Genomic DNA, 23,306 nt, shown 5'->3' on the forward strand with positions numbered 1-23,306 from the left:
ATTAATTATCCGATATAAGATTCTATCGTCTCTTTTAACCTCTCTAAAGAATAAGGCTTTGAGATAACAGCGTTACATCCTGCCTGAATAGCCTGTTGCTGTTCAGTATAGAAAGCATATGCGGTCACTGCAATAATAGGTACAGTCAGGGAAATAGCACGGATCTTTTCAGTGGCTTGAATACCGTCCATGATCGGCATACGGATATCCATCAGAATCAAATCCGGCTTTTCACGGATGAAACTATTAATGGCTTCCTGTCCGTTGCGCACCCATGAAATAATATATTCCTTATTCAAAAGAATATTAAGTTGAGCAAAATTCGATTCAATATCCTCTACCACTAATATATTCTTACGTTTATCCTCATCGACATTCTTCTTATGCTGAAGCCTTCTTTCGACAACCTCCTTCGGTATTTCCTGATAAGGCAAATAGAGTGCAAACATACTCCCCTGCCCTAACTCTGAAGTTACTTCGATGCGACCGCCCAACCGTTCTACAATGCTTTTACAAATTGAAAGCCCTAATCCGGTGCCCTGCACAAAGTCATTCAGCTTCTCAAAACGGGTAAAAATTTGCGGGAGTTTCTCTTTGGATATACCGCAACCCGTATCGCTGACATACAGTTTCAGCCAGGGTCCTTCATGTTTCAAGCCTAAGGTTATACTTCCCTTTTCCGTATTTTTAATCGCATTCGACAAGAAGTTGAACAATACTTGCATCACACGGTTACGATCGGTAGAAGTCCAGTATTCTCCTTCGGGGCGAATCACTTTCAATTCTACATTCGACTTCATCTTCAGTTGGTGCACTTTTTCCACTTCTTCCACTAGCCCCGCAATCTCAACCTGCTGGAAATGCATTTCCGATTTACCGGATTCAATACGGGAAAGGTCTAAAATATCATTAATCAGCTGCAGTAACAGGTTACTATTTCTCTGGATAATCTCCAGATACTCCCTTTTCTCTTCTTCACCCTCCGTCACCGCAATAATCTCCGAAAAGCCAACAATAGCATTCAACGGGGTACGAATCTCATGGCTCATATTCGCCAGGAAAACCGACTTCATCTTATCAGCATCCTCTGCACGACGTTTTGCTTCAATCAATTCCTGCGAACGCTGAATCCGATCTCCAATATCATGTATCAACGCCAACACTCTGTTCCCCTCAAAAGGGGCGATACGCGCCTGAAAATAATGTACACACCCATCCACTTCAACCGGATATTCAATTTCTTTCAACTGACTGTCTTGCAGACACTCGCGAATGTTACAGAGGAATAAGTCACTAACCTCCGGTGAATAAATAGATCGCCCGTCTGCTCCGCGTAACACTTCTACCGGATGAAGTAAAATCGTCCCCGGTGCCATCAGGACATCGGTAATAAAGAAATTATCATCAAAAATAAAAATGAATTCCGGCAGTGCCTCAATAATTTTGCGGTTATATTCTTCCAGATATTTGATATGTTGCTCTTTTTCGCACTGTGAAGTGACATTCACCGTGTACGCCAGCACTTTACCCGGATGGCTTGCACAACTCTCTTTATAGGACAAGAAATGATCTTCCAACCAAACCACTTTCCCCTGTTCACCAATACAACGGACTCTGATTTGTGAAGTCTTAGAGTCTGATGAAAGCATCTCTGCAAAAGCCTGTTTGTAAGCTTCAGCATCTTCCGGATGAACAAACCGATAGAAACTATCAATATCTTCAAAAAGAACTCCGGCATTTTTCAGTCCAAGTGTAGAGAAATAATCGTCAGAAAAAGAGCATTTACCTGTAATGATATCATACTCCCATAAAGCTATTTGATGAGCTGCAAGGACAGATAGAATTTCTTGTGAGTTCTCCCGTATGAGTTCACTCTTTTCATTGGAGGAATATAAATTGATCGCTGGTTCCATAAGCATTATTGTTTTATTTTGTTTGGTGTACCACTGCACGGCAGCAAATATAAACAAATAAAGTATAAGTTGTGCTCATTTTTCTGTTTTTTACTTAGAAACAATTATCTTTGCTCATCCAAAACGAAAAAACAATGATTCAAGATACTATCTGCGCCATCGCTACCGCTCAAGGCGGTGCTATCGGAAGCATCCGTGTTTCCGGTCCGGAAGCTATTTCCATCACCGGCAGCATCTTCAAGCCAGCCAAAGCAAGCAAATTATTGAGCGGACAAAAACCATATACTTTGACATTCGGGCGTATTTATGACGGAGACGAAATGATTGATGAAGTACTCGTCAGCCTTTTCCGTGCTCCTCATTCGTATACGGGAGAAGACAGCACGGAAATCACGTGTCATGGTTCTACTTATATTCTTCAACAGGTGATGCAGTTGCTTATTAAGAACGGTTGCCGCATGGCCCAGCCGGGAGAATATACGCAACGTGCTTTCCTCAATGGAAAGATGGATTTAAGTCAGGCAGAAGCCGTGGCGGACTTGATTGCTTCTTCATCTGCTGCCACTCACCGATTGGCAATGAGCCAGATGCGGGGTGGATTCAGTAAAGAGCTGACAGATCTACGCAACAAGTTGTTAAATTTCACCTCCATGATCGAATTGGAGTTGGATTTCAGTGAAGAGGATGTGGAATTTGCCGATCGTTCGGCATTAAGGAAACTGGCCGATGAAATTGAACAGGTCATTTCGCGGTTGGCTCATTCATTTAGTGTCGGCAACGCCATTAAGAATGGTGTTCCCGTAGCTATCATCGGTGAAACAAATGCCGGAAAATCGACTTTACTGAATGTATTATTGAATGAGGATAAAGCCATTGTCAGTGATATTCACGGGACAACACGTGATGTAATCGAAGATACTGTCAATATCGGAGGAATCACTTTCCGGTTCATTGATACCGCCGGAATCCGGGAAACCAATGACACGATTGAAAGTTTGGGTATTGAACGTACTTTTCAGAAGTTGGATCAGGCGGAGATTGTCCTTTGGATGGTAGATGCTGTGAATGCCGCCTCTCAAATTGAACAGTTATCAGAGAAGATAATTCCACGTTGCGAAGGAAAACATTTGATTGTTGTATTCAATAAGGCTGATTTGATTGAAGGCAAACAGAAAGAGGATTTATTATCTTTATTAAAAGACTTCCCCAAAGAATCTACAGAATCTATTTTCATCTCGGCCAAACAACGGGAGAATACAAGTGAGCTACAAAAAATGCTTATTGATGCAGCACACTTGCCTACAGTGACACAGAATGATATTATTGTAACAAATGTAAGACATTACGAAGCTTTAAATAAAGCTTTGGAAGCTATCCATAGAGTACAAAACGGACTTGATTCGCAGATTTCCGGGGATTTTCTTTCGCAAGATATACGTGAATGCATTTTCTTTATTTCGGACATAGCGGGTGAGGTTACGAATGACATGGTACTTCAAAATATCTTTCAACATTTTTGCATCGGTAAGTAAGAGAAGTGCATGCTATCATCGCTGCAATAAAATAGATCATTTCAAGAAGTCACTATGCCTATTATAGAAATATCATCCTTAACAGACTCCGGAGTAGAAATATTCAGTACCCTCACCGAAGCTCAATTACGCAATCGTATCGAGCCTGATAAGGGATTGTTTATTGCAGAAAGTCCCAAAGTTATCCATGTAGCTCTGAATGCTGGTTATGAGCCTTTAGCCCTCTTGTGTGAACAGAAACATATCACTGGTGATGCCGCTGGCATTATTGAACGTTGTGGTGATATACCAGTCTATACTGGTGAAAGAAAGTTACTTGCCACATTGACCGGATATACACTGACGCGCGGTGTCCTCTGTGCCATGCGTCGTCGGGCACTACCAAGTGTAGAAGAAGTATGCCGGAAAGCCCGGCGGATCGTAGTCATTGAGGGTGTGGTGGACACTACTAATATCGGAGCCATCTTCCGTTCCGCAGCCGCCTTGGGAATAGATGCTATATTATTGACGCGTAATTCCTGCGATCCGTTGAACCGACGTGCAGTCAGGGTTTCGATGGGTTCTGTCTTCCTGATACCATGGACTTGGTTGGACGGTTCTCCCAATGAGTTGCGCAAACTGGGTTTTCGTACAGTCGCTATGGCACTCACGGAGAAATCAATCTCCATCGATAATCCTATCTTAGCAACCGAACCCAAGTTAGCCATCGTAATGGGAACAGAGGGAGACGGTCTTCAAAACGAAACAATTAATGAAGCGGACTATGTAGTCCGCATTCCTATGGCAAACGGTGTCGACTCTCTCAATGTAGCCGCCGCATCCGCTATTGCTTTCTGGCAACTTCGCGTTCAAAATGACACAGATCTGCCACCATCACCGGATGATGTACATATATGATTTTACTTATATTCCTACTCACACCTACAATACGTATTTGCGCCACAGGAACAGCGAGGCAATAATTTTTCCATCAATTCACTTCGAAAGAACTCATACAGTTCTTTATGCATGATGTCATATAGTGCTCTAACCCGTTCTTCCTGCTCATCTTCTACATGAATTCCTCCCTGAAAGGGATCTGTAAAGTTGAAAGAAACGTATTTTCTCACTACACCCTGCATTTCCTTTTGCACTTCCTCCGCTTCCGGACAAAGGGTAATGACATAATCCCATGTCTGTTGAGCATATGTCGCAACATCACAGGGCTTTCTACGCGAAAAGTCATATCCATTTTGTTCCATCACTTGGCAAACAACGTCAGGGACAGAATTTCCAGCCAAAATACCGGCAGTACTAATCTTCATCCCTCTACCGAAGGAGTTCAAAATTTCCTGTGCCATACGACTGCGGCACATATCATTATTACTTACTATCAGTATATTCTTCATACACAAATTCTATTTTTACTTACTTCCTGATATAGCTACTTTAATAACCCCATCCAACTTGTTCTCGAATATACGGTAAGCTTCCTCAATCTCATTCAACGAAAACCGGTGTGTAATAAGAGGAGTAGTATCAATTTTACCTTCCTCAATCAGTGCAAGGATTTCGGCACAGTCGCAGCCATCCACTCCCCCTGTTTTGAAAATCAAATTCTTGCCATACATATCAGGTAAAGGAAGAAGCTGTGGTTTATCATAGAGGGCTACAATCGTGACAATAGCATTAGGACGGGCGCAATCCCAAGCCAAATAAAAAGAATCGTCACTCCCTGCCACTTCCAAAACAACATCTGCACCACCATGGTCACTGTTCTTGAAAACAAAATCCTTGCAGTTTTCCGGTTCAGTCACCAACACATCAGGATAATGCTCGCGGACAAACCGAATTCTTTCAGGAGACTTCTCACAGATAATAATGCGTTTTGGCTTCTTCAGCATCACACACAGCAAAGTACAAATCCCGGTAGGTCCGGCACCGATGATAAGAACAGTATCTTTCTCGGTAATTTCCGAGATGCGTGCTGCCCAAAAACCTGTTGCAAGCACATCACCGACAAACAAAGCTTGTTCATCACTCACTGTATCCGGAATACGGTTCAAACCTTGATCCGCATAAGGAACTCTAACATATTCCGCCTGACCGCCATCAATTCGACAACCTAAAGCCCAACCGCCATTAGGGTCAGTACAGTTATTCACATATCCATGCTTACAGAAAAAACACTCACCGCAGAAAGTTTCGACATTCACAGTCACCCTGTCACCAGGCTTCACCGAAGTGACATCAGCCCCCACTTGTTCTACCACACCTACCATCTCATGCCCGACAGTTATTCCGGGCACAGCACGCGGCACACTGCCATGTTTAATATGAAGATCACTGGTGCAGATGCTACCAAGTGTTACACGTACGATTGCATCCCGTGAATCCTTTATTTCCGGTCTCGCCTTCTCCTGCAATTCAAACTTTCCGTGTTCAATATATGTATATGCAAGCATAATATCCTCCTCGTTCATTAATATATACCTTGCAAAGATAATGATTTCATTGGCAAAACAAATCTCTTTTATCACGTTCAATACCCCCAAACCAAATCTCACTCTATATTTATAACAATACAAAACTGAATAAAGTCATTCACTGTTTTTTCGACTTCGGTTTTGATATTCTGGAAAATATTCTTACTTTTATATCCAAAATAATAAATAAGAACAGCAGCACGACTTATTATATTTACACACAAGCCTATGATAGATACCTCCGAAAATCTGATTATTATAAAAGGTCAAATCAAGACTCCTGAAATAGAAAGCTGCCAGAATCATAATGGCAACTATAAAGTAATATTCCGGAATGTTCCCAGTGCGTATACTTACAAAGAAGAAAATGTCCTTTGGCTGACTGATCCGGACAAACCGGACCCCAATAATTATCAAATAATCAGTAAAGGGAGAACTTTATCAAACATTAAAGCCTTATCTATTTTTAAAGCCGGTTCACGCTGCTATTGGCACATTCGTTTTCAGAATGGCAAAGAGTATGATTACAGAGAAAAGGACTTAGAAATTATCGAATCATGCTTGGGAGAGAGTCGTTCGAAAAGCATATTCGAATATTTGAAGAAAGTTGCCGATGCGAATGAATTGAAAGCTGATGACGGAACGAAGCTATTAGCAAAACAATATGAAAAGATTCATTTCATCGCAAACAACAGAGCTATTGCTGTATATCTGAATCCTCAAAAATATAAAATGCAGACCCAGACTGCCTCAACCTTGATTTTTCCTTTCGGCTGTAATGCAAGCCAACAAAAAGCAGTTCAGGCAGCTTTTGAGAATCAAATCAGTGTTGTGCAAGGACCTCCGGGAACCGGAAAGACACAAACGATTCTGAACATCATTGCCAATATCCTTGTGCGTGGTAAGACTGTTCAGGTAGTATCTAATAATAACTCCGCCATCGTCAATGTACTTGAGAAGTTATCCAAATACGATATGGGTTTCATTGTTGCATTGCTTGGCAGCACAGCTAACAAAGAGAAATTCATCGAGACTCAAGAAGAGGCAAAACAATATCCGGAGAACTTTGAGTCATGGCATGATGCGGATGCCGACCAACCTCAATTTCTCAATCAGATACATCATCAGACAGAAGAACTCAAAAGCATATTTTCCAAACAGGAACGCCTTGCCATGGCAAGACAGGAAATACAAGCTTTAAAAATAGAGTGGCAACATTATCTGCAAGAGTTCGGAACAAAAGAAATTACTCTCAAACAACGAAAGAGTTCCAGCTCGGCAGACCTTCTGAATTTATGGAATGAATGTCAGCAATTTGCAGAAAAAGAACAATCATCAAGTCTTCGGGGAATAGCAGCTTTTATTCAACGGTTGAAATGGTTATTCTTTAAATTCAGGAGCAGAGCGATTTGTAAAATCCCCGATAAAGGTTTTTATAAACGGGAGATGAGTTTGATTATCGCCGACTTCCAAATCTTATTCTACCAAACAAAGTATGCAGAACTGGAAGTTGAAATAGACACATTAGAAAAGGAACTTGCCAACAAAGATGCAGCAGAAATGGCTAGACAAATGGCTGATACATCAATGAAATATCTAAAGAATCAGTTATTTCACACCTATGGCAATAATCATGACAAACCCATCTTTACGCTCCCTGATCTAAGAAATAATTGGCGAGAGGTACAAAAAGAATACCCTATTATCTTAAGTACAACCTTTTCATCATTAAGCAGTCTACAGCGAGATGCTGTATATGATTATATCATTATGGACGAAGCGTCGCAGGTTTCCGTTGAAACCGGAGCTTTAGCCTTGTCATGTGCTAAAAATGCAATCATTGTCGGCGACACCATGCAACTCCCCAATGTAGTCACAGAAGAAGATAAGGAAAAGCTAAACTTTATCGCTAATGCCTGCCTGATTAAGCCGGAATATGATTGTGCCAATATGAGTTTTTTGCAATCCATCTGCAAAGTTATTCCAAATGTACCGCAGACCTTGTTACGGGAACATTATCGATGCCATCCCCGAATCATCAACTTCTGTAATCAGAAATTTTATGGTGGAGATCTCGTCATCATGACACGTGATAAAGGAGAAGAGGATGTCATTTGTGCCATACGGACAGCCAAAGGTAATCACTCCCGCAGTCACATGAATCAACGGGAAATAGATGTTATCAAAGAGGAAGTACTACCGAATCTATCTTATGAAACAGATGAAATTGGCGTCATAGCTCCATATAACAAACAAGTAGATGCAGTAAAATCCGCACTTGAAGAGGATATTGATGTCGCAACAGTCCATAAATTTCAGGGAAGAGAAAAGGATGCTATCATTATGACCACTGTCGACGATGTCATCACTTCCTTTTCCGACGATCCAAACCTGCTCAATGTTGCTGTTTCGCGGGCTAAGTCACAATTCTACTTAGTAGTATCGGGAAACGAACAACCCAAAGACTGCAATATCAGCGATTTGATCGCTTATATCGAATATAACAATGGCACTGTTTCCACCAGTAAGATTCATTCCATATTCGATTACCTATATGAGCAATATACAGATGTACGAATTGCCTATTTGAAGAAGCACAAAAAAATATCCGAATACGATTCCGAGAATCTTACATTTGCCTTACTCGAAGATATCCTGAAAGAAAATATCAATATGCGTCATTTGAATATCATTTGCCATTTACCACTCTATATGTTGATTCAGGATTATTCTCTGTTGAATGAAGAGGAAAGCAAATATGCTGCAAATATAAACACTCATATTGACTTTCTGATTTATAATCGTGTGAGCAAACAACCGGTATTGGCTATTGAGACGGATGGTTATACATTCCATAGATCGGGGACGAGTCAGTCAGAACGTGATATTAAAAAGGATCGTATTTTAGAGTTGTACGGAATCCCGTTGGTGAGATTGTCTACTATTGGTAGTAATGAGAAAAAAATTATTGGAGATAAGTTAAGCGAAGTATTAAACTTGCATTAGAATGCTCATTGCAAATCATATTTTTTTGTTAGAATAGGAGTTTCTGCATATTCTAACGACCAAAAGAATAAATTTTACTCCAACTATAACAATTACATCAATAATAATGCCTACATTTACTTCTCATTTAAAGTACGACAACACTATGGAAATTATTTTCTACTTTTGCATCAACCTCATTAAAAGTTTCTGAGAACTTAAAGTGAGTACATAAATAAACATTAATCACAATGACAAAAAACTATCTCATCGTAAATACATTAATTAAAATGCGGATAAGATACAATACATATAACAATAAGAATCATCTGTTTTACAAAAATAGACAGATAAATAAATCGTATTTCGACCAAATACTAAGAAATGAACAGGAAAGTATTAGGTTAACAATTCTACGCGACACACTTCTCCCGAAGCTGATGTCAGGAGAACTAAAAATTAACGCAACTGAAGTATTATAGATTACGATGAACAAGTCAATAAACATACTTGATAAAGAATATCTGCAATGGGTGAAAAACCTTTGCGGTCGCTATCGTCAAAGCCAAATAAAGGCAGCGGTGAAAGTAAATGTGGAACAGTTGAAATTCAACTGGCTTTTAGGTCGTGACATTGTTGAATTGCACGTAGAAGAACGCTGGGGCGAAAGTGTTATCACTCAATTAAGCAAAGATTTACGTGAAGCCATACCCAATGCGGCTGGTTTATCAAAGAGCAATATTTACTATTGTAGGAAGTTTTATTTGTTATACAAGGATGCTCTGAAAACTTTCCACCAACTTGGTGGAAAAAATGAAACGGAATTATTCCACCAAGTTGGTGGAATATTTGAAGTCCCATGGAGACACCATTGCTTGATAATGGATAAAGTGAAAGACGATATAGACAAAGCTCTGTTCTATGTTCACCAGACGGTGGAGAATGGCTGGAGTCGTAGCATGCTGCTCAATTTCATTAGCACCGACCTTTATGAGCGGCAGGGCAAGGCACTGACTAACTTTACAAAAACATTGCCTGATGCGATGAGCGACCTTGCACAGGAGTTGACCAAAGATCCCTACAATTTTGCTTTCACGGGTATAACTGGGCTTACAATGAACGATTGCTCAAAGATGCTCTACTGAATAACATTACCCGATTCCTGATTGAACTGGGTACAGGTTTCGCTTATGTGGGCAAAGAATATCGTTTAGAAATAGGCGAAACGGAAAACTTTATCGACTTGCTCTTTTATAATCTTTCGCTTTCCTGCTATGTAGTGGTAGAGGTAAAGATCGGTAAATTTGCTTTTGCCGACATCGGTCAATTAGGTGGATATGTGGTAGCTTGCAATCATTTGCTGCGTAAGGAAGGACGAGATAACCCCACCATCGGCTTACTGATTTGCAAAGAGAAAGACCGCATACAAGCTCAGTATGCTTTGGAGTCGAGCAGCCAACCTTTGGGTATTTCCGAATATGATCTGGAGAAGTTCTATCCCGAAAAAGTGGAAGGTACCATGCCTACCATTGAAGAGATAGAAGCTAAATTAAGAGATAACTAACATTGACTGGCAGAAAAAAGAATCTGCCAGAGCCGGAATGCGCAAAATGATAAAGCGGTTGCTGAAGAAATATAAATATCCGCCCGAGGAAGCTGCTAATGCTTTGGAAACAGTCATTCGTCAATGCGAACAATGGACGGATAATGATGATTCAGAACCTCTTTAACAGAAAGCCCCGAAGAAATATGAGTTTCCTGAAAGCAGTTCATACACCATAGCTGCTGAACCAAACAGCAAATACAATAATATTTGTATTACTAAATTTTCCCATTTACAAGGTATTTACAGAGTCAAGCTTTCTAAATCAATTATAAAAAATACGGTCCTGCTGACCCGTTGCATTACATATCTATGCCGAAGCCTAGGATACAGTGGGGGCATTAACCCTCCACACGGGAACAGAACCGTAATATCGCGAAACTACGAACACATTTTTAATATGTTCGTAGTCGTTTACGACTAAAGGCTCCTTGGCTTCCAGTCGGCAAAATAGACATGTAATGCCCTACAAAGATAAGACAAATTCCTTATAAAGCCAATAAAATCAATGTTTTATTATAAAATAATGCAGAATGGTATATAAAAATCTCAATAAAAAGATACGACCCTGATTCCCCGCCGCATTACAAATCTATTAGCCGCAGCCTAGGATATGAGTGGGGTAATTAACCTACCACACGAGGAACACAGAGCCGTACTATCATTAATTGCAAAGTATATATACCTGCAACTGACGACAACTAAGGATCTCCTAAGACATATAAACGACTTAAATATTGTAATGCAATACAAAGGTGAACATAAAATCCGAGAAAACCAAAACACCAAGCATTATTCTTATAGCAAATGCACATTATATACCGCCTAAAATAAAATGACCTGACATTTTGAAGAATTGAATCTAAACAAAAAAATCACCTTTGAAACACAATGTAACAAAGGTGATTTTTGCACCAATTTCATTTCAAGATATTATTCCCGAAAGCTATTCTTTATTTTTCTGCGACACTTCAATCCCCTCCGGCCATACAGCAGTTGTATAAGCCACAGCATCATTTCCATTACCGGTCAAGTCTCTTGCAATGTTATTTCCTTTACCTTCGTTGAACTTCCAGTAAGCTTTCAAACCAGTAGTTTGGGGATCAACATCATACATATTCCTGTAAATTTCTTCCTGTGAACGAATCACATTCCATATACGTACTTCGCAAATCTCACCATTTAATTGCCGACTCATATCGTCGGGTTCGCCATAAGAGTGTCCTATCTTAAACATAAAGTCTCCTTTCTTCTGTTTTCCAAGATTTATGGCTTCCCCATTTCCGTAATCGTCAATGCGGCTCTGCTCTTTACCATCTACATACATAATAGCAGCTTTTGTCTCCGTGTCATAAGTAACGGCAACATGATACCACTCACCAGGTTGCAACAGTTTACTGTCATTGGCATTTGGGAATTTCATTTCATTAGCCGCGAATTGCAATTGCTGTCTAGGAAAGCCAGAATCACCAAAACGTAACAAACAATATTGCTCAATACCCATAATGGATGAGATTTCAGTAAGAGGATCAAATCTATTCACTCGAACAACAGCTTCGAAAGTAAGTTGCTTCAATCCGTTTACTACATTAGCAGTAGGACTACCAGCAACAAATCCCGGTATCTCAAAATAATTGTTAGCAAGACTGACCGCAGTAGTTATTGCACTGGAACGACGCACTATGTAACAGATATTTTTAGATCCGTCCAGTATACTCATCCCTCCTGATGCTTCTCCAATAGTAACAGGTAATAGAAAGCTAGTGTCAATATCCAAATCTATCAAGTTGGAAAATTCAATAGTGACCATTTCTGAATCTACATTTCCTTTAGGAATGACAACGTGCTGGGTAGAAAACTTATAATACTTAGCATCCAACATTGCATAATTATTCCCTAAACGTGCATTATAATAACTTATCAATGAAGGATCTGTCCGAAAGCTGACATCTATATCCTGCTCGGCAGGATATGCCAGTACAGCAGAAATCTGTTGCTGTCCATCCTGTTTAAGATTATTAAATGTAAAATTAGCTATATCCTTCACTTTCGCCACATCAATATATACACTATTACCAAAAGGAGATTCCTTAGTATAATCTTTGTTGTCACAACCTGTTATTAATAACAGGAAAACCATGACCAAACAATTATTACTTATTTTCATTATATTCTTGTTTTGAATTATCAGACTCATTATATCTTAGTTTTAAGATTCATTTTATTTCTCACATTCCGGACGGACGTACCCATCCTTTTGAATACACATTATACATCTGGCGCAAAAGCCAGTCCAACGGTTTATAAGTATAAGAATACTCACCGGAAATAAATCCCCAATCATAAGGAGGATAGATGGATTGCCCCCAATAAGCACCATCATCCATCATAGCGTTAATGCCATCTCCTATCGCGATATCGTTCACCATTCCTTCATACATATTTTGCTCATTGGCTGTAAGATCAAACGCATATACAACAATATTATTTTTCTTACGCTTATTCATTTTCCAATCCACCATCCTATATTGCGATTTATCTCTCAAAGGATTTTCTCCTTTTTCATATAATGGAATAACCAGACTTCCATAACATTCCGGTGCCAACCCTATAATAGGTTTACGAGTATATTCACTATAAGGATGCTCTGCGTCCCATGGTTCTATAATCTGTATCACTTCTTTTCCACTATCATACGCATGCCACGCATAGTCTATATACTTACCTACCTCAATGCCGCCACATCGATTTACATCATAAAAATATTCAGTAGCTTCTCCTTTATCAACAACTGTCAGCAACTTTTCAGGAAGTGCATCCCGTAATGCTTTAATGAGTTTAGGATAAGAGGCTGTATTCATAGCAAACATACCTTCCTTGCTATAAGTACTCACCTTATCCCAAAGATTTATTCCATCCAAACGATAAAGTTCTACCACATTTTTCACCTGTTGAACAAAATCTGCAAGCTGCATATCGGTTAAATTACAAAAGCCAAATCCTTTATTACCATTTTCAATGCTAAGACATACTTTACGTCCGTGTTCCTGAAGCGGACGAATAAACTTATCCGCCTTTTCCAACACATCACGTATGTCACTACTCAAATTGAGCAGTGCACGTCCTGTTGCAGGCTCATAGTCCATTGTCACAATTCGCAGATTCACGATACTACCTATATTATGTAAAGTTTGAGTATAATCCATCTGATTAATTTTTTGAATTCCATAAACGTCAGCTATCAACGGTTGATAAGTTGAAGTATTCACATAGAAAACAACAAATGCATCAGGTAACATTGACGGCATATCTATTTGTTCATAATGGTTATTAGGATAACAAGTCGTTATTCTTTTTCGAATATTCACAATATAATAAAGCACCTGTTTCTTAGTATCCACTTTTACTCCTGCAGGTATTTCTTCCATAGTTAATGGCAAAAGATATGGAGTATCAGTATTCAGTCCGGCTGTGGATATAGTAAATTTGATTTTGGCAGATTTTTGTTCTCCAGCATCTATTGAAAGAACTCCACTATTTTCGAACCGCACATTCTCAACCGGCAATGTATTCAATTTGGAATCGTTTTCCTTATTATAATCTTCTACAAGCTTTTCGCTTACAACGGCTGTCGCAGTCAACCTGCTTCTGGCTGATTGTGACAGTGAATAGAATATTTCCTCTGTGACAGATTCGTCCCCTTCCGCCAACTCAATAAATGCTTTATTAGTCAATGTAGTTGTGTTACGCAGGGCACCTGCAATATTATCCATAGCCGTCTCGTCAGGCATTCTGTCCGCATTCATTAAGATAGTCTCTTCGGTACACCCTGTTACTCCTATTTTCAGTAACAATACTAATATAAAATGTATGATAAGATTCTTTTTCATATTGATTCTTTTTTATTTCGATGGGTTCATTAGTTGAATAGCCGTTCGTGTAATCCCGTAATTCCTTATCGGACTATAATAATCATTGCCTATAGCATAAATACCCAATCCAGCTAATGGACCAAGAGCAATCACACGGTCAGTCATTAAAGTTACAGCCTCTTGTTTTACACCAGTCTCATCAATTACTTGTCCGCCCATTTGAACAGATAACAATAATTTATCTTTAAACAATAAACTATTGGCAAGAATCCCCGTCACCTGCAATTTCAAATCGGTAACATTAGTCAACTCTGCAGTATTCAACACAATATAATTCAATTTGTCAAAGTCTGCTTCATCAACGAAAGCCGGGTTTCCTTCCAATACCAATAATTTATCCTGTCCCGTAGCAGTAGATAATTTAGAAACAATCAGTCGTGATTTCTCTTTATACGATGCCAATTCAGCATCAGTTCCATTATAGAGCGGAAGACCGGTAAAAGCAAATCCGTCCAGATTGAGTTCGGCCGACGTAGCAATTTCTTTATCCAACCAACTGTTTAATGCCGTCATATCCGTTAAGGAAGAGGCGTGAGCTACATAATCTATCAAATAAAGCACACGGATACTCTTTTCCTGCAATAGAGGGATATCCTCCCGATCATAATCAGAGATTTGATGAGAATTACCCAAGGTCACAATATCCAACGAATCCGGCAATGACCGAAGATAACTACCTTCATTTAGCGATTTTTCCGGAGAATTATCAAAGTGCGCATATGATAAGTAATGTTCACTTTGTTTGTAAGTACGTAATGCCTGCATATAACGCGCCCATAGTTCCGGATTCTGTTCTTTCGCACTATTAATATCAATATCTACAATTTCAGGTTCATTCCAGTCATCACAAGCAACAGGCAATAAAAAAGCCGTTAAAAACAGAAAACCATAAATGAATTGTTTATATATTATTGTTTTCATATAAATTCTTTTTCATTCTTTTATTCGTATTCAAACTCTCTCATCAATTGAGATAAGATTTCTTATCCCACCACAATCTCGTTCCCCCATTGTCAGGACCTCCCAACATACCTATCGCCAAATTGATATTCGAAAGATTTTCAGTATATTCTGTAGGCGGATACCACAAACGACGGATCATATGCTCAGAACTGATGCTACCACCACTTTTGTTTTCTATAACCGGCATAAGATGAGGATATCCTGTACGGCGGAGTTCGCTCCATGACTTAACACCCAAAGGAAAATTAGCAATCCATTTTTGAGTGATGATACGTTCAAGATTACGTTCAAAATTATCCGCACCATCTTCCCAAGCAATAGTAATAGTACTTCTCGGACCTTCCCAATCAGTATAGGCAAATGTCGGATCATTGTACGCTTCCGGAGTGTCAGTCGAATTCTCCGCATAGGTTTCAGAGCCCGACAGACCATATTGTTCAAAAGAAAGGGCTATCGCCATATTATATAAATCTTTAGCTTCCCCACCCATATTCCAACCTCGCAAGGCACCTTCGGCACGTAAGAAAGTGATTTCTGCGGCATTCATCCATAAAAAAGGACTGGTACTGCTGATAATCGGTATGCTGTATGCATTTACCATCTCATCCTTGGTAGTCACATCAATGCCAATACGAATACCCGCATATCCATCAACCTCTTGCGGTTGGAAGTTTTCATCATATACAGTCATTTTCACTGTAGTGAACATCTTTTCCCGACGCGGATCTTTATAACCATTCATATATGAGATAATATCAGCCCCCGCACGCTGGTCATTCCAGTCATTAAAAATCATGGCTACCCTATTTTCTTCCACTTTCAAGAAAGCGTTATCAATTATTTCCGTCATTACGCCTGCCGTTACAGCTTCTTCGGCTATTCGTTGTATTTCCGCCTGCATTTCCGGTACATAAGTCAAGCGCATGGCCATACGCAATTTGAGTGAATTAGTAAATTTGAGCCATTTGGAAAGATTGCCTTGATATACATCATCAAATTTACGAAAAGCTTCCGCACTCAAATTGAGATTATCCCTAAGGACATCACTCACTTCGTCCAATTCACTAAACATTTGCTTATATACCTCTTCCTGCGAATCATAAGGTACGGTAAGAGAAACCTTACCTGTTTTAGAAATGATTTTTGAATAAGGAATCGGACCGTACATATCCGTCACACGTTGCATGATGACTACACGAAACAGTTTTCCCAGTGCCAACGCCACAGGATCGTCTGTTTTATCCAACAAGTCCCGATAAAACGGATAAGTGCGGGTGACTAAATCTGAAAAAGGAGCTTCTTGCCAATCTATTGGCGGATTATAGGTTTCAAACTTAGCCGTCCATTCTACAATACAACCAATGTAACCGGCAAACGCACCTGCGCCAAGTGCTTCAACAAACTGATAGAGATGTTCTTCCGTAGGAATCACCAACCCTTGTAATCCTTTAAGACTGGCGCCTACGTTATAACTTTCACGACCCAACTCTTCTTTATCAACCTGATAATCCTTCCGGTTGATTTTATCGAAATTATTCGTACAAGCGTAACCGACAATAGACAATAGTGCTAGTGAAAACAATTTTATGATAGATGTTATATATTTCATAGTAACTACTTTTTATCTGTTAAAAGTTGATTTTCACATTCAAACCGACATTACGGGTACTCGGCAACATGAAAAAGTCGATCCCTTGATAATAGTTGCCTGTCGTTGCAACGGCTTCCGGATCAAAAGGAGCTTTATTATAAATCATACAGAGATTGCGTCCCACAACAGACAACTGAATATTGCATACATCATGCAACCATTTACGTGGAAGCGTGTAACCGATAGCCGCCTCCTGCAATCGAATATTGGTAGCACTATAAGTATAATACTGTGGCAAACCACTTTGTGAACCGATAGCCGTGAACCATGTCTGCGCATCCACCCTATTACGTCCATTCACTAATACCCCACCATTATCACGGGCAACCGCCGAACTTTCAGACACCCCATATTGATCCATAGCTGCTGCAGTAGCCGAATAAACAATACCGCCTATACGCGCAGTAACTAAAGCACTGATATTAAACCCTTTCCATGAAAACTGATTGTTCCATGCCAAATTACATTTAGGGAAAACACTTCCTAATTTAATATCAGGTCGATTATTCACTGTTACTAATGTACCCGCAGGAGAAATTTCTACCATTCCATTGTCATCCCGCTTCAAATCAGACTGTGTGTAAAGGTCACCCAGCGAACCTCCTGTTTTCAAGATGAATCTGGCTTTTCCGAGTCCGCCTACATCCAGCCGATCTTTATTTATAGGCTCACCAGTCTCCGGATGTATATAGTCCTTTACCAATTCTATAATTTTGTTCTTGTTATGACTTAATGTAAAATTACTTTGCCAACGAAAATCTTTCTTCCATGTATGTCCATAACCAAGCGAAAGCTCCACTCCTTGGTTACGTACATATCCTGTTTGAAGGTAAATGGTAGTATATCCGGATGATACGGAAATTTTCGGGTCGAACGTCTGATTAAATGTATTAGCCAAATACCATGACAAACTAAGATTAAAGTCCTTGAAAAGCCGCATATCCAAGCCTAATTCCCACGAATCGGTCCGTTCAGGTTTAAGGTCACCAATAGGATAATGTGTTTTCGGCTTCCACGTTTGAGTAGTTTCGTCATACTCAAAAGTAGGCGATGTCAAGTTACGAGGATAAGGCATACCTACCGAACTAAACGAACCACGTACCTTCAGATAATCCACGAAAGAAGGTAGTTTCACCATCTCAGAGATGACAGCCGAAAATCCAATTGACGGGTAAAAGAAACAAGTAGAAGATGAGTTTGCCAACTGTGACGCCCAGTCATTACGTCCGGTCAGCGTAAGATAAAGCATACTCTTCCACCCTACTTCAGCACTGGCAAATATAGACTGCGTCTGCTCTTCCCATTCATCCTGACGTGCTTTCTTCTGCGTATTGTCAAGATCAAACACATTAAAAACATTGGGAATACCATTGGCGCGTATCGGTCCACGATAACTCAATTCGTCATACTTATTATCTACGATGCTCGTCCCGATATTGACCACAATAGAATAATCACCCAAACGTTTATTTATATTTGCCAACGCATCAGCATACACTTGTGTTTCGTCAGGTTTAGATATAGCATAAAATCCCTGTGCACTACCTTCAGTAAGAGTAGTATTGGAACTTGCATATAATTTTTGTTCATATTTGGTACTGGAATTATCAACCCGAACACGCCCTGAAATATTCAGCCAGTCTGTAATATCATAACTTAAAGAGGCAGACAGCATATAACGCTTCTTGTCATTCGTCCGTAAATTGCGATAAGCGATCCAATAAGGATTCTGCATCCGCAAGTCTCCTTCCCCTTGAGGCCAAAACATGGTTTTAATCTTACGGGCCGGATCCCAACGTTCGAACACTTTTATCAAATTAAAGTCGTCGCCACGTGGAAACAAATAAACAGGAACTATCGGATTTGAGTAAGCACCTTGATTAGTCATATTGCGGTCATTCTGAATAATATAACTTGCACCTACATCAAGCTTCATCCTGTCATTCAGAAAGTTTGTAGTGTTACGGAAGGTAAAATTAAAACGGTTGTAACGGTTGTTCGGTACAATCCCTTCCGAATTAACCGCAGCAGCAGAAAAGAAAGTCTGATTCTTATCTGTTCCCGTTGATAATGTAACGGAATTGGTATAAGTTATCCCCGTATCAAAGAAATCACGTGGTTCATAGTTTCTACGAGAGGCGTCATTTAATAAAGTCCCCCAACTCAACGTAGTAGAATTACCAGTTTTTCCCGAACTGCCTGTACCATAGCGATTTTGAAAACGTGGAAGTACGAATGGCTTAGCGAATTCTGTATTACTGGATACAGAAACCTGCAATTTACCAACCTTGCCACGTTTCGTATTAATAACAATGGCTCCATTTGCCGCATTACTTCCATAAAGGGCAGCTGCGGCCGCTCCGGTCAACACAGAGATGCTTTCAATGTCATCCGGGTTGATGTCGGCAATGCTTTCAGTCACTCCCTGTGAGCCATTCTCCATACTACCGCCACCTCCGAAATTAAACATGGGAATACCATCGATAACATACAATGCATTACTACTTTGTTCAATCGACTTTGTACCACGCATCACCACCTTACTAGCTCCACCTACTCCTGAAGAACTACTGTTGATATTAACTCCTGCGACTTTACCATTCAGGCTATTAATAAAATTTGCATCCTTGACATTTGTCAACTGGTCAGATTTTACCTGTTGCACATTGTAACTCAGAGCCTTTTGTTCCCTCTTGATACCCAAGGCAGTCACAACGACTTCATTTAGCGACTCTACATTAGCAGACATTTGTATATTGTATACATTCTTATCTGCTATTTTTACATAAGACGAAATATAACCAATATAAGTAAAACTTAGTATACTACCTATAGAAGCTTTTATGACGTACTTACCATCCAAATCTGTGACAGTTCCATCATCAGTCCCTTCTACCCGTATATTTACTCCTATCAGCGGTTCATTATTCTCATCAACAACCCTACCTGTAATCTGTTTGATAACCACAGTTCCAGTCTTTGGCTGAGGAATAATATTAATATAATTTCTTTTAATTCCATAAGAAAATCCTGTTCCTTTAAGGATAATCGAGAGGGCTTTTTCCAAATCAATATTTTTCAAATTGAGATTGATAGCCGGTTTATCAATTAATTGCGAATCGTTATATCCTACCGAAAGCTTTGATTGCTTTTCCACTTCTTTCAGTGCTTCAATAACAGTTATATTTTCTTTTTGAATAGTAATTTTCATACCACTTTGGGCAAAAGCTGTAGCTTGTATTACAACCATAAATAAAAACAACACAAATCTTATCCTTTTTGCCTTCTTATCATTTTTCAATGTATAACTGTGTAACATGAATTTTAAGTATTAGTTTGCTAACTTTTTTATTCGCAACACATGTCTATCTGTTTTAATTTTCGATTTCATATCCAAGGCAGAAAGATTCCTGGCATAGATACTTTTTCACATATATCTTTATTATTAGGCAGTGCCTATCAACAAATGAAAGGCATCTGCAGTTTGTATATTCAGGTTAATTTATAAAAGACCGGAAGTGTCCTTCTCTGAAAGTCTATCACTTCCAGTCTTCAATTCATTCACATGGAGCGTCCTGATATCTTAATAATTCTTCGCATAGATAGTCGTCGTACGAGATACGGTCTTGCCTCCCCAAACTCTTGAAGCAAAGTTATTCATTAAGCTTGTTTGACCGGACTCGCGTAGATTGAACATCATAATGGCGCCATAGCCACTATAATTTGCAGCGCTACTTTGTATCACACCTGCACTTGGTCTACCATCCGTACAGTGTATTGACATCTTTGCCCATTTGCTATTCCCTAATCCGACCGGAGTACTCCAATCCGCCCCGAAATCAGGCCACATGTAACTAATGGCATTCATTGTAGTCGCATCAAAATTTGTATAACCACCAAAACTGAATACTGTAATCAGTTTATCAGGCAACAACTGACACACTCTTTTTACAAGATTTCCAAAAATCGTAGTACTTGGTGAAGGCAAATTAGAAGGTGCCTTCCAATAGTCTGCATATTCATCGTCAAAATCCACACCATCTAAATTGTATTGCTTAACACAAGCGGCAATCTGTTGTGCAAAACTTTCAATCATGGCCGGTGTCAAGTTACAGAAACCCACTCCGGTGTGATCACCCAACAGCCCTAAAGAGACTCTGATACCTTTCTGTTGTAAAGGAGCGATAAGCGTACCGGCATTGGTCAATATATGAGACTGATTATTATTATGATATAATTGAACAGTACTAGCCGTACCCCGAATATTAGAAGCGAACAGAATCACATTATCAATCACCTGCTCTTGCGGATCCGTACCTGTAAAATAGTACTCTCCTGCATTTAGAGGATTTACATCATTAGTTTCAATATAAGTAGTCAACTTCGGCATCTTGTCGCTGACGCTGCGAGTAGCTGGCGAAATACCTTGTTGTTGTGTTTCTGCCATGTAGTCATCATTACTACAACTTGTGATCAAAGTTCCTGTCACCATTGCTACAACGAGCAACAAGAAGTATTTCAAATTTTTCATATAGTATTACTTTTTATATGGTTACTATTTCGCTTAGGTAATGCGTTCTAAAAGTTTAATAATTCCTCCTTTCTCCGTTTTAGTTATTCGACATACCTTCCACCGCTTTAACTTTCTAATATCAAAATTATTTCTGCATAATATAGCATTTATCGTGTTCTATCTTAAAATATAAATCTCCTGCTACATCAACAATGACATCCATAACTTCAGACAAAGGTGGATTATCCTTAAACCTGAAACTATAACGATCATTCTTTAAGCTATGCTGATTATAAAAGAACTTACAATCGTACTTACGTTCCAATATCGTTATAATCTCCGTTATAGTTTTCCGATTAAATACCAACCCACCTTTTTGCCATGCTGTCACATCTTTCATATCAGGATAAGTCAGAGTATCTTGACGGCTCTTCCTATTATACCCCAATTGTTCATTTGGTTTAAGCAATATCTTTTTAGTCAAATCAGCGAATTCCACAAGAACACTTCCTGTTATCAGAGTTGTAAAAATATTCTCGTCTGAGGTATATGCAGAAACATTAAATTCGGTTCCTAAAGCTGTTACTTGAAAATCATTGGTTTTGACAATAAATGGTTTCTCTTTATTCGTTTTTACCTTAAAATTGGCTTCTCCAATTAGAAAAACACTACGATACTTTCCAGTAAAATGTTCGGGATATAATAGCATACTACTCGAATTCATGCTTACCCGACTTCCGTCAGGCAAAAAAAATGTCTTCATCTGAGTGCCCGATATGCATTGCTGAATTATTCCTGAGTCATCTTTTTCTGACTTACAAAGCAGATATCCTAAAGAAATAGATACTATTAATAATACAATTGCTACAGATTGCCACCATCGCATAAACAGGTTGTTATCAGACTTTTGTTGAGGTTTTACATGAGCAAGATTGTTATCCGATCTCCAACGCTCCAGTGATTCTTCCACATCGAAGATTTTTCCTTTTTTTCTTGCTTCTGAATAGAACTCCTGTAATGCTTCATCCTTTTCTTTTTCATATTCATCATTAACCAACCACCTGTAAAACATTTGATTTGTTTGTTCCGAATAATTATGTCGGGCAAAAAGGGATAATATTTTCTGAAAATAGTTCTTCATGTTATCGTTATATTAGATTTCGGAATTTCATATATAACGATTGAAACATTCCAGCTACTTAAAGAAAATACAGGAAAAATAAAATTAAAATGATTCTCTTTAAAACTTGAAGCGACAAATATATCTGATGCTCTATTGTACGAACAGAAAGATGTAAGGATAATGCAATCTCCTGATTGCTCATATTATTGAAACGGCTCATCTCAAAAATCTTTCTGCGACGTTCAGGAAAGTTTTCAAGAGCCATTCTTATTATTAGTTGTATTTCTTTATAATAAAGCGAATTTAACGGATCCGAAAGGCCTAACAAATCCTTAATTTTACTTTTCTTTATTTGTTCCTCCCGATAATCATTTTCCAGTCTTTTGTGTTTGATAAAATCAAATGCTACATTTTTTGCCATAGCGTATATATACCCTTCTTTTCCATCATTATTTTGCCACGTCTCAAAATTAGTCCATAATTTGGTAAATACATCTTGAGCCAAATCTTCCGCATCTGCTTCCGATTTAAGAAACATATTGATAAAAAACTTCACTGAAGAGAAATGAGTTCTAAATATCATTTCAAACTGTTCTACTAAACAATGGTCTTGATTCATATAAGAT

Annotated in this window: 14 protein-coding genes and 2 pseudogenes; 5 read left to right on the forward strand and 11 right to left on the reverse strand. The window is 39.1% G+C overall.

Annotation, left to right across the window (positions count from 1 at the left end):
- Positions 1–5: 5 nt before the first annotated feature.
- Positions 6–1,913 carry a PAS domain-containing hybrid sensor histidine kinase/response regulator gene (locus AAHJ11_RS04480; protein ID WP_148364516.1) on the reverse strand — a complete coding sequence of 636 codons (1,908 nt, stop codon included), beginning with the start codon at positions 1,911–1,913 and terminating at the stop codon, positions 6–8.
- A 134-nt stretch (positions 1,914–2,047) separates the two neighbouring features.
- Between AAHJ11_RS04480 and mnmE the strand changes: the two genes are divergently transcribed.
- Both mnmE and AAHJ11_RS04490 read left to right on the forward strand, forming a co-directional pair.
- Positions 2,048–3,445: a tRNA uridine-5-carboxymethylaminomethyl(34) synthesis GTPase MnmE gene (mnmE, locus tag AAHJ11_RS04485; protein ID WP_195649223.1), complete on the forward strand. Its 1,398-nt coding sequence runs from the start codon at positions 2,048–2,050 to the stop codon at positions 3,443–3,445.
- A gap of 54 nt (positions 3,446–3,499) precedes the next feature.
- Positions 3,500–4,342, forward strand: coding sequence for a TrmH family RNA methyltransferase (locus AAHJ11_RS04490; protein WP_148364508.1), 843 nt, complete (start codon positions 3,500–3,502; stop codon positions 4,340–4,342).
- A gap of 14 nt (positions 4,343–4,356) precedes the next feature.
- On the opposite strand, the gene AAHJ11_RS04495 is transcribed toward AAHJ11_RS04490, so the two are convergent.
- Both AAHJ11_RS04495 and AAHJ11_RS04500 read right to left on the reverse strand, forming a co-directional pair.
- Entirely contained in the window at positions 4,357–4,833 is a 477-nt protein-coding gene (locus tag AAHJ11_RS04495) for a low molecular weight phosphatase family protein (RefSeq protein WP_004302014.1), read from the reverse strand.
- Positions 4,834–4,848: 15 nt separating this feature from the next.
- Positions 4,849–5,889 (reverse strand): alcohol dehydrogenase, encoded by a 1,041-nt coding sequence (locus AAHJ11_RS04500; RefSeq protein WP_409012882.1) that lies wholly within the window; start codon positions 5,887–5,889, stop codon positions 4,849–4,851.
- 249 nt (positions 5,890–6,138) lie between these two features.
- Here AAHJ11_RS04500 and AAHJ11_RS04505 point away from each other — a divergent pair, with 249 nt between their 5' ends.
- The 3 genes and pseudogenes from AAHJ11_RS04505 to AAHJ11_RS04515 form a co-directional block, all read left to right on the forward strand.
- Positions 6,139–8,916, forward strand: a complete 2,778-nt coding sequence (locus AAHJ11_RS04505; protein ID WP_413579125.1) for an AAA domain-containing protein — start codon at positions 6,139–6,141, stop codon at positions 8,914–8,916.
- A 467-nt stretch (positions 8,917–9,383) separates the two neighbouring features.
- A pseudogene (locus tag AAHJ11_RS04510) lies at positions 9,384–10,459 on the forward strand (PDDEXK nuclease domain-containing protein).
- 1 nt (position 10,460) lies between these two features.
- Positions 10,461–10,607 (forward strand): annotated as a pseudogene (locus AAHJ11_RS04515) (type I restriction enzyme endonuclease domain-containing protein); the annotation flags it as partial.
- An 837-nt stretch (positions 10,608–11,444) separates the two neighbouring features.
- On the opposite strand, the gene AAHJ11_RS04520 reads toward AAHJ11_RS04515, so the two are convergent.
- From AAHJ11_RS04520 to AAHJ11_RS04555, 8 genes are all read right to left on the reverse strand, one after another.
- A complete protein-coding gene (locus AAHJ11_RS04520; RefSeq protein WP_195649219.1) occupies positions 11,445–12,695 on the reverse strand; it encodes a DUF1735 and LamG domain-containing protein in 1,251 nt (416 codons plus the stop codon).
- Positions 12,696–12,726: 31 nt separating this feature from the next.
- Positions 12,727–14,388 (reverse strand): BT_3987 domain-containing protein, encoded by a 1,662-nt coding sequence (locus AAHJ11_RS04525; protein WP_320979353.1) that lies wholly within the window; start codon positions 14,386–14,388, stop codon positions 12,727–12,729.
- A gap of 12 nt (positions 14,389–14,400) precedes the next feature.
- A complete protein-coding gene (locus tag AAHJ11_RS04530) occupies positions 14,401–15,351 on the reverse strand; it encodes a glycoside hydrolase family 18 (protein ID WP_195649217.1) in 951 nt (316 codons plus the stop codon).
- Positions 15,352–15,394: 43 nt separating this feature from the next.
- Positions 15,395–17,002 (reverse strand): RagB/SusD family nutrient uptake outer membrane protein, encoded by a 1,608-nt coding sequence (locus AAHJ11_RS04535; RefSeq protein WP_320979354.1) that lies wholly within the window; start codon positions 17,000–17,002, stop codon positions 15,395–15,397.
- 19 nt (positions 17,003–17,021) lie between these two features.
- Positions 17,022–20,363 carry a TonB-dependent receptor gene (locus tag AAHJ11_RS04540; protein ID WP_320979355.1) on the reverse strand — a complete coding sequence of 1,114 codons (3,342 nt, stop codon included), beginning with the start codon at positions 20,361–20,363 and terminating at the stop codon, positions 17,022–17,024.
- A 264-nt stretch (positions 20,364–20,627) separates the two neighbouring features.
- Entirely contained in the window at positions 20,628–21,575 is a 948-nt protein-coding gene (locus AAHJ11_RS04545; protein ID WP_320979356.1) for a glycosyl hydrolase family 18 protein, read from the reverse strand.
- Positions 21,576–21,702: 127 nt separating this feature from the next.
- Entirely contained in the window at positions 21,703–22,698 is a 996-nt protein-coding gene (locus AAHJ11_RS04550) for a FecR family protein (protein WP_320979127.1), read from the reverse strand.
- 58 nt (positions 22,699–22,756) lie between these two features.
- Positions 22,757–23,299: an RNA polymerase sigma-70 factor gene (locus tag AAHJ11_RS04555; RefSeq protein WP_148364498.1), complete on the reverse strand. Its 543-nt coding sequence runs from the start codon at positions 23,297–23,299 to the stop codon at positions 22,757–22,759.
- Between the last annotated feature and the right edge of the window lie 7 nt (positions 23,300–23,306).

This window comes from Bacteroides sp. 90-K9/2, from assembly GCF_047310725.1.
In the GTDB taxonomy this organism is placed as follows: domain Bacteria; phylum Bacteroidota; class Bacteroidia; order Bacteroidales; family Bacteroidaceae; genus Bacteroides; species Bacteroides vicugnae.

What these genes read in the sequence shown, in the direction of transcription:
- AAHJ11_RS04480 (WP_148364516.1), bottom strand. Translation starts at nt 1,913, where the DNA reads ATGGAACCAGCGATCAATTTATATTCCTCCAATGAAAAGAGTGAACTC.
- mnmE (WP_195649223.1), top strand. Translation starts at nt 2,048, where the DNA reads ATGATTCAAGATACTATCTGCGCCATCGCTACCGCTCAAGGCGGTGCT.
- AAHJ11_RS04490 (WP_148364508.1), top strand. Translation starts at nt 3,500, where the DNA reads ATGCCTATTATAGAAATATCATCCTTAACAGACTCCGGAGTAGAAATA.
- AAHJ11_RS04495 (WP_004302014.1), bottom strand. Translation starts at nt 4,833, where the DNA reads ATGAAGAATATACTGATAGTAAGTAATAATGATATGTGCCGCAGTCGT.
- AAHJ11_RS04500 (WP_409012882.1), bottom strand. Translation starts at nt 5,889, where the DNA reads ATGCTTGCATATACATATATTGAACACGGAAAGTTTGAATTGCAGGAG.
- AAHJ11_RS04505 (WP_413579125.1), top strand. Translation starts at nt 6,139, where the DNA reads ATGATAGATACCTCCGAAAATCTGATTATTATAAAAGGTCAAATCAAG.
- AAHJ11_RS04520 (WP_195649219.1), bottom strand. Translation starts at nt 12,695, where the DNA reads ATGAGTCTGATAATTCAAAACAAGAATATAATGAAAATAAGTAATAAT.
- AAHJ11_RS04525 (WP_320979353.1), bottom strand. Translation starts at nt 14,388, where the DNA reads ATGAAAAAGAATCTTATCATACATTTTATATTAGTATTGTTACTGAAA.
- AAHJ11_RS04530 (WP_195649217.1), bottom strand. Translation starts at nt 15,351, where the DNA reads ATGAAAACAATAATATATAAACAATTCATTTATGGTTTTCTGTTTTTA.
- AAHJ11_RS04535 (WP_320979354.1), bottom strand. Translation starts at nt 17,002, where the DNA reads ATGAAATATATAACATCTATCATAAAATTGTTTTCACTAGCACTATTG.
- AAHJ11_RS04540 (WP_320979355.1), bottom strand. Translation starts at nt 20,363, where the DNA reads ATGTTACACAGTTATACATTGAAAAATGATAAGAAGGCAAAAAGGATA.
- AAHJ11_RS04545 (WP_320979356.1), bottom strand. Translation starts at nt 21,575, where the DNA reads ATGAAAAATTTGAAATACTTCTTGTTGCTCGTTGTAGCAATGGTGACA.
- AAHJ11_RS04550 (WP_320979127.1), bottom strand. Translation starts at nt 22,698, where the DNA reads ATGAAGAACTATTTTCAGAAAATATTATCCCTTTTTGCCCGACATAAT.
- AAHJ11_RS04555 (WP_148364498.1), bottom strand. Translation starts at nt 23,299, where the DNA reads ATGAATCAAGACCATTGTTTAGTAGAACAGTTTGAAATGATATTTAGA.